The sequence below is a fragment of the Pseudomonas ekonensis genome (assembly GCF_019145435.1).
GTDB lineage: Bacteria > Pseudomonadota > Gammaproteobacteria > Pseudomonadales > Pseudomonadaceae > Aquipseudomonas > Aquipseudomonas ekonensis.
In genome coordinates this window covers 1,384,551-1,397,482 of the sequence record NZ_JAHSTS010000001.1, presented here as the reverse complement: position 1 = coordinate 1,397,482, position 12,932 = coordinate 1,384,551, and the positions used below count along the sequence as shown (strand labels likewise).

Here is a 12,932-nt window from a genome sequence, read left to right as displayed (position 1 = left end):
TTTGGAAATAAAAGGCCCGACGCCTTCGCAGGCATCGGGCTGCAGGCGTCAGATGGGGGTCAGGCAACCTTCCTGCAAGTGCAGGACGCGATCCATCTGGCGGGCCAGGTTCATGTCATGGGTCACCACCAGGAACGCCGTGCGCATCGAGGTGCTGAGCTCAAGCATCAGGTCCTGAATGCCCTGGGCGGTGTGGGAGTCGAGGTTGCCGGTCGGCTCGTCGAGCATCACCAGCCCCGGTTTGTTCACCAGTGCGCGGGCGATCGCCACACGCTGACGCTCGCCGCCGGACAGCTCGGCCGGCTTGTGCTCCAGACGATGGGCCAGGCCGACCCGCTCCAGCAGCGCCGTCGCGCGCTGACGGGCCTCCGGGATCGGCGTCTTGCCGATCAGCAGCGGCATGCAGACGTTCTCCAGCGCGGTGAACTCCGGCAGCAGGTGGTGGAACTGGTACACGAAACCCAGCGCGCGGTTGCGCAACTGGCCGCGGCCCTTCTCGCTCAGCGCCGAGAGCTCTTCGCCGGCGAGCCAGACGCTGCCCTTGGTCGGCGTGTCGAGGCCGCCCAGCAGGTTGAGCAAGGTACTCTTGCCCGAACCCGACGTACCGACGATGGCCACCCGTTCGCCGGGGAACAGCTCCAGCTGCAGATTGGCCAACACTTCCACCGACTCCGGGCCTTCCTCGTAGGATTTGCCCAGGCTGCGGCAGCTCAAGATCGCTTTTTGACTCATGCCCGACTCACTCATAACGTAGCGCCTCCGCCGGCTGGGTGCGTGCGGCACGCCAGGCGGGATACAGGGTGGCGAGGAAACTCAGGACCAACGCGGCGGAGCAGACCATCACCACATCCTGGCTCTGCACCTGCGACGGCAGGTAATCGATGAAGTACACGTCCGCATTGAGGAACTTGTGGCCGATCAGGCCTTCGAGGGCCGAGATCGCGGCGCTGACGTTGAGCGCGGCGAAGATCCCGACCACCGCGCCGATGGCGGTGCCGACCACGCCGATCACGGTGCCCTGCACCATGAAGATGCGCATGATCGTGCCGGGCGTGGCGCCCAGGGTGCGCAGGATCGCGATGTCGCCCTTCTTGTCGTTCACCACCATCACCAGCGTGGAAATGATGTTGAAGGCCGCCACGGCGACGATCAGCAGCAACAGCAGGCCGATCATGGCCTTCTCCATGCGGATCGCCTGGTACAGGTTGCCGTGGGTGCGGGTCCAGTCGCGGGCGTAGTAACGGTCTTCGCCGAGCTGCCGGGCGATGTTCCACGCCTCGCGCGGGGCCTGGAACAGGTCGTCGAACTTCAGGCGCAGGCCCTGCACCTGGTCCGGCTTCCAGCGGTGCAGCTTCGCCAGGTCCTGCAGGTTGGTGACGCCCAGGTAGCCGTCGATCTCGCCGGCGCCGACGTGGAAGATGCCGACCACCGTGAAGCGTTTCATGCGCGGGAACATGCCGGCCGGGGTCACGCTGACCTCCGGCGCCACGAACGTGACTTTGTCGCCCAGGCCCACGCCGAGCTTGGCCGCGGCCTTGTCGCCGATGACGATACCGAAGCTGCCAGGGGTCAGATCGTCGAGCCTGCCCTGCTGCATGAAGTTGTCGATGATCGACACGTTGCGCTCCAGCGTCGGGTCGATGGCGTTGAGCAGCACCTTGGACACCTGACCGTTGTTGGTCAACAGCCCCTGCATCTGGGTGAACGGCGCGACGGCCGTCACCTGAGGGTTCTGCCTGACCTTGTCGGCCAGGCCCTGCCAGTCGCTGATGGCTTCGCCGGACTCGACGGTGGCGTGGGGCACCATGCCCAGCACGCGGGTGCGCATCTCATGGTCGAAGCCGTTCATCACCGACAACACCACGATCATCACGACCACGCCAAGGGCGAGCCCGATCATCGAAGTCAGGGAAATGAAGGAGACAAAATGATTGCGGCGCTTTGCACGGGTGTAACGCGTGCCGATGAATACGAAGAGAGGTCTGAACATGTCGGGGCTTGTTCGGAGGGAAAAGGAACGTCCTTGTGGCGGGGGTCGATAACCAGCTTTACACTCAGACCACCGCCGCTACCATGGGTTCGCCATGTCGACATTAGATGAAGAAGATCGCCGCGAATACTACCGTATCGAGGACATGATCGCACTGGAAATTAGGCCCCTGTCCGCTCCCGAAGCGGCGGGCGAGGAAGTGTTGCAGGATGCTTCCCCCCTCTTCAACCTGCTCAGCGAACTGCACCTGAGCGAATTCGAGTCGCAGCACCTGCTGCGCCAGATCAACGAGCGCGACCGCGCCATCGCCGCGTTCCTGAAGACCCAGAACAAACGCATCGACCTGCTCAGCCAGGTGGTCGCCCTGACCGTGCTCGGCCACATCGGCGAGCCGCAGCCGGTGATCATCTCCGAAGGCGGCATCGACTTTCAGCACCCGACGCCCGTGGCCGTCGGCGCGCGGCTGTCGGTCAAGCTGGTGCTGATGCCCCAGGCCCTGGGCCTGCTGCTGCGCGCCCGCGTGACCCATTGCGACCGCAAGGGCGACGGCTACGACGTCGGCACCGAGTTCGAGCACCTGACCGACGCCCAGCGCCAATTGCTCGCCCGCTACATCCTGCAGAAGCAGGCCCAGGAACGACGCCTGGCCCGCGAACAGAACGAATCAGGCATTTGAATTAAGGAAGAACCGTGACCCTCATCTACGGCCACCGCGGCGCCAAGGGCGAAGCACCGGAAAACACCCTGACCAGCTTTCAGGAATGCCTCAAGCACGGCGTGCGCCGCTGCGAACTGGACCTGCACCTGTCCAAGGACGGCGAACTGATGGTCATCCACGACCCGACCCTCAAGCGCACCACCGAGCGGCGCGGCAAGGTGGTCGAGCACACGGCCGCCGAGCTGGTGACCTACGATGCGCGCAAGGGCGGCCCGGGCTGGATCAAGCCCTGCCCGATCCCGACGCTGGAGGAGCTGTTCGAGAAATGCGACTTCGAGCACTGGCAACTGGAGGTCAAGAGCGCCTCGCGCACCCGCGCCGCGACCACGGTGCTGGCGATCCGCGAAATGGCGGTCAGGCATGGCCTGCTCGACAAGGTGACGATCACCTCGAGCTCACGGGAAGTGTTGAAGGCGGCGCAGGACCTGGTGCCGGACGTGTCTCGCGGCCTGGTGGCCGAGTACGCCTGGCTGGATCCGCTGAAGGTCGCGCAGAACTACGGTTGCGCGATTCTGGCCCTGAACTGGACGCTGTGCACGCCGGAGCGTCTGCAGAAGGCGCAGCGCCAAGGGCTGCACGTATCGGTGTGGACCGTCAACGAACCTGCGCTGATGCGCAGGCTCGCCGATTTCGGCGTTGACAGCCTGATTACAGACTTTCCCGGTTTGGCCACTGCCACCCTCGAGAATTGCTGAAATCGGTCTCCCCGGCCGGCTCAGGCCACCGGCCGGAGCCGCTCAAAAAAGCCGGTTGAGGCCGTCGTACGCCGCTACCCGATAGGCTTCGGCCATGGTCGGGTAGTTGAACGTGGTGTTGACGAAGTACTTCAGGGTGTTCAACTCGCCCGGCTGGTTCATGATCGCCTGGCCGATGTGCACGATCTCCGAGGCCTGATAGCCGAAGCAGTGAACGCCCAGCACTTCCAGCGTCTCGCGGTGGAACAGGATCTTCAGCATGCCTTGCGGCTCGCCGGCGATCTGCGCCCGGGCCATGCTCTTGAAGAACGCCTTGCCCACTTCGTACGGCACCTTGGCCTGGGTCAGCTCCTGCTCGGTCTTGCCGATCGAGCTGATCTCCGGAATGGTATAGATGCCGGTCGGCACGTCGTTGACGAAACGCCAGCTGCCGTTGTCGACGATGCTGCCGGCGGCCGAACGGCCCTGGTCATGGGCGGCGCTGGCCAGGCTCGGCCAGCCGATCACGTCGCCGGCGCCGTAGATGTTCGGCACGCAGGTGCGGTAGGCCTCGTCCACTTCGATCTGGCCGCGGCTGTTGACCTTGACCCCGATGTTCTCCAGGCCCAGCTGGTCGGTGTTGCCGGTGCGGCCGTTGCACCAGAGCAAGGCGTCGGCCTTGATCTTCTTGCCGGACTTCAGGTGCAGGATCACGCCGTTGTCCACGCCTTCGACCCGGTCGTAGTCTTCGTTGTGGCGCACGGTGATGTTGTTGTTGCTGAAGTGGTAGCTCAGCGCCTGGGAGATTTCCGAGTCGAGGAAGCTCAGCAGTTGGCCGCGGTTGTCCACCAGTTCGACCAGCACGCCCAGGCCGCTGAAGATCGAGGCGTATTCGCAGCCGATCACGCCGGCGCCGTAGACGATCAGTTTGCGCGGGGTGTGGCCGAGGCTGAGGATGGTGTCGCTGTCGTAGATGCGCGGGTGGTGGAAATCGATGTCCGCCGGACGGTACGGGCGCGAACCGGTGGCGATGATGATGTGCTTGGCCACCAGCTTCTCGACCACGCCGTTGGCGCAGACCACTTCGATGGTCTGCTCGTCGGCGAAGCTGCCGGTGCCGAAGAATACGTCGACGCGGTTGCGGGCGTAGTAGCCGGTGCGCGAGGCGACTTGCTTGGAGATGACCTTCTCGGCGCTTTTCAGCACGTCCGGGAAGGAGAACCAGCGCGGTTCGCCGATGGCCCGGAACATCGGGTTGGTGTTGAACTGCATGATCTGCCGCACGGAGTGACGCAAGGCCTTGGACGGAATGGTGCCCAGGTGGGTGCAGTTGCCGCCGACCTGACGGCGGCTGTCGACCATCGCCACCTTGCGCCCCGCCTTGGCGGCGTTCATTGCCGCGCCTTCTCCCGCCGGGCCGGAACCCAGCACCACCACGTCGTAGTTGTAGACAGCCATGCGTACTCCTCAGAACAGGCCGCGGCGCCATCGGCACCGGCGGCTAAATCACGCCGGATGGCGGCGCGAAGGAACAATTGGGGGCCAGTGAAAAAACCCGGACACAGTCTATAGAAGCGTCAACGCCGCGCACATTAACCCTTGGTCGCGTCGTAGGCTACTTCTGCCTGCACTACAACGCCAGTTTTCGCATTGTCCTCAGTCAGTTTTCCCGCGACTGAGCCGCTCGAACGCAGGGCTTGCGCGCGTGACGAAACCTGTATCGGCACGAATCACGAAGAATGCACCGACGCCGTGCTTTTGCGCATAGTCCCACCCCCTTTCGGGCCCGAGGATCAGCAGCAGCGTCGAAAGCCCGTCAGCCATCAGCGCCGAAGGATCAATCACCGTCACGGACGCCAGATCGTGCACGACGGGCCGGCCGGTGCGGGCATCGAAGGTGTGGGAATAACGCTGGCCGTCCTGCCGGAAATAGTTGCGGTAGTCGCCGGAGGTGGAAACGCCGTAGCCGTCGACCTCAATGATGCGCTCGGTCACCTGCCGGTCGTCACGGGGTTCCTCCAGGGCGATGCGCCACGCAGACCCGTCGGGCTTCTTGCCACTGGCCTTGAGTTCGCCGGTGGCCTCGGCGAGGTAGTCGTGGATGCCCAGGGCTGCGAGCCTGGCGGCGATCGCATCAACCGCGTAACCGGCGGCGATGCTGTCGAAATCGACCTCGACGGCGGCATCCTTGCACAGGCGCTCGCCCTCGATGCGCAGATGCTGATGGCCGACGCGCTGCCGGGCCTGCGCCAGCGCCGCGTCATCCGGCACCTTTTCCTCGCGGCCTTGCGGGCCGAAGCCCCACAGGTTCATCAGCGGCTCCACCGTCAGGTCGTAGGAACCTTCGCTAAGTAGCGACAGACGCTCGCCGACGCGAACCAACTCAAGCACCGGTGCCGGCATGGCCTGACAGCCACCGGCGGGCAAGCCGTTGAAGCGCGAGATGTCGGAGTCGCTGCGGTAGGTGGACATCTGTCGGTCGACCCCGGCCAGGATGCCCTCGACCTCGCCGCGCACCTGCGCAGGATCGGGCAGGCCCGGGTGCCGCACGTACTTGAGCGACCAGGTGCTGCCCATGGTCGGGCCGCCAAGGGTTTCCAGGGTGTCGCCGGCGCCGCAGGCGCACAGCGCGCCCGCCAGGATCACAAGCCCAAGCCACCGTCCAGTTAACAATTCTTCATCTCCCCGCAAAACCGCGCCGGCCATTATGAATCAAAGCGCCCGCGCGCTCCCGCACGAACGCAACGCCTTCATACAAAATCCAACAGCGAGTACCTGGATATGTCCTCCTCCACGGGCAAAGGCAAGGCGATCTTTCGCGTTGTCAGCGGCAACTTCCTCGAAATGTTCGACTTCATGGTCTACGGCTTCTATGCCACGGCCATCGCCAAAGCCTTCTTTCCGGCCGACAGCGCCTTCGCTTCCCTGATGCTGTCGCTGGCGACCTTCGGCGCCGGCTTCCTGATGCGCCCTCTCGGGGCGATCTTCCTCGGCGCCTACATCGACCGCCACGGCCGCCGCCACGGCCTGATCATCACCCTGGCCCTGATGGCCGCCGGCACCGTGCTGATCGCCTGCGTGCCCGGCTACGCGACCCTCGGCGTCGCTGCGCCGCTGCTGGTGCTGCTCGGACGCCTCCTGCAAGGCTTCTCGGCCGGGGTCGAACTGGGCGGCGTCTCGGTGTACCTGGCGGAAATCTCCACGCCGGGGCGCAAAGGCTTTTTCGTCAGCTGGCAGTCCGCCAGCCAGCAAGCGGCCGTGGTCTTCGCCGGCCTGCTCGGCGTCGGGCTCAACCACTGGCTGAGCCCCGAACAAATGGGCGACTGGGGCTGGCGCGTGCCGTTCCTGGTCGGTTGCATGATCGTCCCGGCGATCTTCATCATCCGCCGCTCGCTGGAAGAAACGCCGGAGTTCCAGGCGCGCAAGCATCGCCCTACCCTGTCGGACATCGTCCGCTCCATCAGCCAGAACTTCAGCATCGTCATCGCCGGCATGGCGCTGGTGGTGATGACCACCGTGTCGTTCTATCTGATTACCGCCTACACCCCGACCTTCGGCAAGGCCGAGCTGCATCTGTCTGATTTCGATGCCTTGCTGGTGACGGTGTGCATCGGCCTGTCGAACTTTTTCTGGCTGCCGGTGATGGGGTCGGTGTCGGATCGGATCGGACGCAAACCGCTGCTGCTGGCGGCGACGATCCTGGCCATCGTCACGGCCTACCCGGCCTTGTCGTGGCTGGTGGCGAACCCGAGCTTCAGCCATCTGCTGATCGTCGAGCTGTGGCTGTCGTTCCTGTACGGCTCGTACAACGGCGCCATGGTGGTGGCGCTGACCGAGATCATGCCGGTGGAAGTGCGCACGACCGGCTTCTCGCTGGCCTACAGCCTGGCGACCGCAACGTTCGGCGGCTTCACCCCGGCGGCCTGCACTTACCTGATCCATGTGCTGGACAACAAGGCAGCGCCGGGCATCTGGCTCAGCGGTGCAGCGGTGCTGGGGCTGATCGCGACGCTGGTGCTGTTCCGCGGCAACAGGCACGAACAGCGAGCGGCACAGGCGGCCGTGAGCGGCGGTGCCTGACCGATCGCTTTCGCGGGCAAGCCCGCTCCCACAATGCCCCTGTCGTTCACAAGCATTGCGTACGCCGCGCGACCTGTGGGAGCGGACTTGCTCCGGGAGGCGATCCGACGATGAGGCCCGCACAGACGAGCGAGCTCCCGACAGGCACACAAACAAAAACGCCCCGACCAAGGTCGGGGCGTTTTCATGTACCGCTAAGGCTTAGCGCGGGAACGCTGGCGGGTTCACACCGGCCATGTCTTCCATCACGCGGATCACCTGGCAGCTGTAGCCGAACTCGTTGTCGTACCAGACGTACAGAACGACGCGGTTGTCCTGGGTGATGGTCGCCTCGGCGTCCACCACGCCTGCGTGGCGCGAGCCCACGAAGTCGGTGGAAACCACTTCCTGCGAATTGACGAAGTCGATCTGCTTGTGCAGGTCCGAGTGCAGCGCCATGTAGCGCAGGTACTCGTTCATCTCTTCGCGGGTGGCGGCCTTCTCAAGGTTCAGGTTGAGGATGGCCATGGACACGTTCGGCGTCGGAACGCGGATCGCGTTGCCGGTCAGCTTGCCGGCCAGCTCAGGCAGGGCCTTGGCGGCAGCGGTGGCGGCGCCGGTCTCGGTGATCACCATGTTCAGCGCGGCGCTGCGGCCACGGCGGTCGCCTTTGTGGAAGTTGTCGATCAGGTTCTGGTCGTTGGTGTACGAGTGAACGGTCTCGACGTGGCCGTTGACGATGCCGAACTTGTCGTTCACAGCCTTCAGCACCGGCACGATGGCGTTGGTGGTGCAGGAAGCGGCGGAGACGATCTTGTCGTCAGCGGTGATTTCGTTGTGGTTGATGCCATGAACGATGTTCTTCAGCTTGCCCTTGCCAGGCGCAGTCAGAACCACACGGTCGATGCCCGGGCACTGCAGGTGCTGACCCAGGCCGTCGGCGTCACGCCACACACCGGTGTTGTCCACCAGCAGCGCGTCTTTGATGCCGTACTGGGTGTAGTCCACCTCGGTCGGGTTCTTCGCGTAGATCACCTGGATCAGGTTGCCGTTGGCGGTGATGGTGTTGTTGGCTTCATCGATGGTGATGGTGCCGTTGAACGAACCGTGCACCGAGTCGCGGCGCAGCAGGCTGGCGCGCTTGGTCAGGTCGTTCTCGGCGCCCTTGCGCACCACGATGGCCCGCAGGCGCAGGCCGTCGCCGCCGCCGGTCTTCTCGATCAGGATGCGCGCCAGCAGACGGCCGATGCGGCCGAAACCGTACAGGACGACGTCGGTGCCCTTGCGGGCCGAAGCGTTCTGCTGACCGACCACTTCGGCCATCTCTTCACGCACGAACTGCTCGGCGGTACGGCCGTTGGCTTCGTTGCGGAACTTGAACGCCAGCTTGCCCAGGTCTACCGAAGCCGCGCCGAGCTTGAGCTCGCTCATGGCCTTGAGCAGCGGGAATGTTTCGTGGACGGAGAGTTCGCTGTCGTCGGCAGCGCGATGGCGGGCAAAGCGGTGGGCTTTGAGAATCGCGATGACAGACTGGTTGATCAGGCTGCGGCCATAGATCGAGCTCACCACGTTGTTGTTGCGGTAGAGCTGACCGATAAGCGGAATCATCGCTTCTGCGAGTGCTTCACGGTCGATCCATTCACCAAGACACTGGTCGGGCTTCTGAGTCACGGGAACCTTCCACATGTAGGGGCAGAAAAAAGGGGCTACATTATGCCGCCGAGTCCATCGCGTAGCAATGCGCGCCTGTCGCGCAATCGGTAACAAATGACCGGCCGAAAAAATTGCGCCCCTCGCCAGCCCAGCAAAACCGGGGCTTCCAGCGCTGTCAATTTTTCGACACCCAAACGACCATGTCTGTAACCCTCCGTAACACCCTTGGTTTTCGGCACTACATTTCCACCAAAAAACCGCCCGTTTTTGTCTTTACCACTACATTTCGCCCAAACAGCGCAGATAGACGCAGTCTGCAACTGACAGGCGGCACCCGACGCCGCTACAATTACCGACTTTGTCGCACCGCCTGGAGCCCGACCTTCCGTGCCCGTTCTGCGTCTACCGCCACTCCCTGCCGCGGCAGGTAAACAGCATTGGGGCAACCTGCCCGGTGCCGCCCTGAGCCTGGCGATCGCCGAGGCTGCCAGCGCAGCCAAGCGCTTTACGCTGCTGCTGACCGCCGACAGCCAAAGCGCCGAGCGGCTGGAACAGGAGCTGAGCTTCTTCGCCCCGGATCTGCCCGTGCTGCATTTCCCGGACTGGGAAACCCTGCCCTACGACCTGTTCTCGCCGCACCAGGACATCATTTCCCAGCGCATCGCCAGCCTTTACCGCCTGCCGGAACTTGCGCACGGCGTGCTGGTGGTGCCGATCACCACCGCCCTGCACCGCCTGGCGCCGACCCAGTTCCTGCTCGGCAGCAGCCTGGCGCTGGACGTCGGCCAGAAGCTCGATGTCGAACAGATGCGCACCCGGCTCGAAGCCAGCGGCTACCGCTATGTGGACACGGTCTACGAGCACGGCGAGTTCACCGTGCGCGGCGCGCTGATCGACCTGTTCCCGATGGGCAGCAAACTGCCCTACCGCATCGACCTGTTCGACGACGAAATCGAGACCCTGCGCACCTTCGACCCGGAGAACCAGCGCTCCATCGACAAGGTCGACTCGGTCAAGCTGCTCCCGGCCAAGGAATTCCCGCTGCAGAAAGAAGCGGTCACCCGCTTCAAGGCGCGCTTCCGTGAGCGTTTCGATGTCGATTTCCGTCGCTGCCCGATCTTCCAGGACCTGAGCAGCGGCATCACCCCGGCCGGCATCGAGTACTACCTGCCGCTGTTCTTCGAAGAGACCTCCACCCTGTTCGACTACCTGCCCCAGGACACCCAGGTGTTCTCCTTGCCGGGCATCGAACAGGCGGCGGAGAACTTCTGGAACGACGTGCGCAACCGCTATGAGGAACGCCGCGTCGACCCGTCGCGTCCTTTATTGCCGCCCGCCGAACTGTTCCTGCCGGTGGAAGACTGCTTCGCCCGCCTCAAGAGCTGGCCTCGCGTCACCGCCAGCCAACAGGACACGGACACCGGCGTCGGCCGCGAGCGCTTCCCGGCGCAGGCGCTGCCGAACCTGGCCATCGAGGCCAAGGCCAGCCAACCGCTGGCGGCCCTTTCCGCCTTCCTCGACGCCTTCCCCGGACGCGTGCTGTTCACCGCCGAATCCGCAGGCCGCCGCGAGGTGCTGCTGGAACTGCTCGAACGCCTGAAGCTGCGCCCCAAGACCGTCGACAGCTGGCCGGACTTCGTCGCCGGCAAGGAGCGCCTGGCGATCACCATCGCCCCGCTCGACGAAGGCCTGATGCTGGACGAACCGTCGCTGGCGCTGATCGCCGAAAGCCCGCTGTTCGGCCAACGGGTGATGCAACGCCGGCGCCGCGAAAAACGCGCCGACGCCAACAACGACGCGGTGATCAAGAACCTCACGGAACTGCGCGAAGGCGCGCCGGTGGTGCACATCGACCACGGCGTCGGCCGCTACCTGGGCCTGTCGATCCTCGAGATCGACAACCAGGCCGCCGAGTTCCTCACCCTGGAATACGCCGAGGGCGCCAAGCTGTACGTGCCGGTGGCCAACCTGCACCTGATCGCCCGCTACACCGGCAGCGACGACGAACTCGCGCCGCTGCACCGCTTAGGCTCCGAAACCTGGCAGAAAGCCAAGCGCAAGGCCGCCGAACAGGTGCGCGACGTCGCCGCCGAACTGCTCGACATCTATGCCCGCCGCGCCGCCCGCGAAGGTTACGCCTTCGCCGACCCGAAGGCCGACTACGCCACGTTCAGCGCCGGCTTCCCGTTCGAGGAAACCCCGGACCAGCAGGCCACCATCGAAGCCGTGCGCGAGGACATGCTCGCGCCCAAGCCGATGGATCGCCTGGTCTGCGGCGACGTCGGCTTCGGCAAGACCGAAGTGGCGATGCGCGCCGCGTTCATCGCGGTGCACGGCGGCCGGCAGGTGGCGATCCTGGTGCCGACCACCCTGCTCGCCCAGCAGCACTACAACAGTTTCCGCGACCGCTTCGCCGACTGGCCGGTGACCGTGGAGGTGATGAGCCGCTTCAAGTCGGCCAAGGAAGTCAACGCCGCCGTGGCCGATCTGGCCGAGGGCAAGATCGACATCGTCATCGGCACCCACAAGCTGCTGCAGGACGACGTCAAGATCAAGAACCTGGGGCTGGTGATCATCGACGAAGAGCACCGCTTCGGCGTCCGCCAGAAGGAACAGCTCAAGGCCCTGCGCAGCGAAGTCGACATCCTGACCCTGACCGCCACGCCGATTCCGCGCACGCTGAACATGGCGGTGTCGGGCATGCGCGACCTGTCGATCATCGCCACGCCGCCGGCGCGGCGCCTGTCGGTGCGCACCTTCGTCATGGAGCAGAACAAGAGCACGGTCAAAGAGGCGCTGCTGCGTGAGCTGCTGCGCGGCGGCCAGGTCTATTACCTGCACAACGATGTGAAGACCATCGAGAAGTGCGCCGCCGACCTGGCCGAACTGGTGCCGGAAGCGCGGATCGGCATCGGCCACGGGCAGATGCGCGAGCGCGAACTCGAACAGGTGATGAGCGACTTCTATCACAAGCGCTTCAACGTACTGATCGCCTCGACCATCATCGAGACCGGCATCGACGTGCCGAGCGCCAACACGATCATCATCGAGCGCGCCGACAAGTTCGGCCTGGCCCAGTTGCACCAGTTGCGCGGGCGGGTCGGGCGCAGCCACCACCAGGCCTACGCCTACCTGCTGACGCCGCCGCGCCAGCAGATCACCGCCGACGCGGAGAAGCGCCTGGAAGCGATCGCCAACACCCAGGACCTGGGCGCCGGTTTCGTGCTGGCCACCAACGACCTGGAGATCCGCGGCGCCGGCGAACTGCTCGGCGACGGCCAGAGCGGCCAGATCCAGGCCGTGGGCTTCACCCTGTACATGGAAATGCTCGAACGCGCGGTGAAATCGATCCGCAAGGGCGAGCAACCGAACCTGGAGCAGCCGCTCGGCGGCGGCCCGGAAGTGAACCTGCGGGTGCCTGCACTGATTCCCGAGGACTATCTGCCGGACGTCCACGCCCGCCTGATCCTGTACAAGCGCATCGCGTCGGCCACCGACGAGGAAGGCCTGAAGGACCTGCAGGTGGAGATGATCGACCGCTTCGGCCTGCTGCCGGAGCCGACCAAGAACCTGATGCGCCTCACCGCGCTGAAACTCAAGGCCGAACAGCTGGGCATCAAGAAGGTCGACGGCGGACCGCAAGGCGGACGCATCGAGTTCGCCGCCCAGACGCCGGTCGATCCGCTGACCCTGATCAAACTGATCCAGGGCCAGCCCAAACGCTACAAGTTCGAAGGCGCCACGATGTTCAAGTTCATGGTGCCGATGGAGCGCCCGGAAGAGCGCTTCAATACTGTGGAGGCGCTGTTCGAGCGCCTCATCCCGACAACTGCTTGAA

At 64.7% G+C, this 12,932-nt stretch carries 9 protein-coding genes; 4 read left to right on the top strand and 5 right to left on the bottom strand.

All coding sequences use genetic code 11. From position 1 onward, the window contains the following. Positions 1-48: 48 nt before the first annotated feature. Together lolD and KVG96_RS06370 are read right to left on the bottom strand one after the other, a co-directional pair. Entirely contained in the window at positions 49-732 is a 684-nt protein-coding gene (gene lolD, locus KVG96_RS06375; RefSeq protein ID WP_170930074.1) for a lipoprotein-releasing ABC transporter ATP-binding protein LolD, read from the bottom strand. A gap of 7 nt (positions 733-739) precedes the next feature. Then, positions 740-1,990: a lipoprotein-releasing ABC transporter permease subunit gene (locus KVG96_RS06370; protein WP_217891262.1), complete on the bottom strand. Its 1,251-nt coding sequence runs from the start codon at positions 1,988-1,990 to the stop codon at positions 740-742. Between the two features lie 94 nt (positions 1,991-2,084). On the opposite strand from KVG96_RS06370, the gene KVG96_RS06365 reads away from it, so the two are divergent. Both KVG96_RS06365 and KVG96_RS06360 read left to right on the top strand, forming a co-directional pair. Beyond that, a complete protein-coding gene (locus KVG96_RS06365; protein WP_217891261.1) occupies positions 2,085-2,666 on the top strand; it encodes a PilZ domain-containing protein in 582 nt (193 codons plus the stop codon). 14 nt (positions 2,667-2,680) lie between these two features. Next, on the top strand, positions 2,681-3,403 hold the full coding sequence (locus KVG96_RS06360) for a glycerophosphodiester phosphodiesterase (RefSeq protein ID WP_217891260.1): 723 nt from the start codon (positions 2,681-2,683) through the stop codon (positions 3,401-3,403). Between the two features lie 42 nt (positions 3,404-3,445). Here the strand turns inward: KVG96_RS06360 and sthA are convergent, their stop codons facing one another. Both sthA and KVG96_RS06350 read right to left on the bottom strand, forming a co-directional pair. After that, entirely contained in the window at positions 3,446-4,840 is a 1,395-nt protein-coding gene (sthA, locus tag KVG96_RS06355; protein ID WP_217891259.1) for a Si-specific NAD(P)(+) transhydrogenase, read from the bottom strand. A gap of 198 nt (positions 4,841-5,038) precedes the next feature. Continuing rightward, a complete protein-coding gene (locus KVG96_RS06350) occupies positions 5,039-6,088 on the bottom strand; it encodes an FAD:protein FMN transferase (RefSeq protein ID WP_217891258.1) in 1,050 nt (349 codons plus the stop codon). Between the two features lie 75 nt (positions 6,089-6,163). On the opposite strand from KVG96_RS06350, the gene KVG96_RS06345 reads away from it, so the two are divergent. Next, positions 6,164-7,462 carry an MFS transporter gene (locus tag KVG96_RS06345; RefSeq protein WP_217891257.1) on the top strand — a complete coding sequence of 433 codons (1,299 nt, stop codon included), beginning with the start codon at positions 6,164-6,166 and terminating at the stop codon, positions 7,460-7,462. Positions 7,463-7,663: 201 nt separating this feature from the next. On the opposite strand, the gene KVG96_RS06340 is transcribed toward KVG96_RS06345, so the two are convergent. After that, a complete protein-coding gene (locus tag KVG96_RS06340; RefSeq protein WP_085630799.1) occupies positions 7,664-9,127 on the bottom strand; it encodes a glyceraldehyde-3-phosphate dehydrogenase in 1,464 nt (487 codons plus the stop codon). A 354-nt stretch (positions 9,128-9,481) separates the two neighbouring features. On the opposite strand from KVG96_RS06340, the gene mfd reads away from it, so the two are divergent. Beyond that, positions 9,482-12,931, top strand: a complete 3,450-nt coding sequence (gene mfd / locus KVG96_RS06335) for a transcription-repair coupling factor (protein ID WP_217891256.1) — start codon at positions 9,482-9,484, stop codon at positions 12,929-12,931. Position 12,932 lies beyond the last annotated feature (1 nt).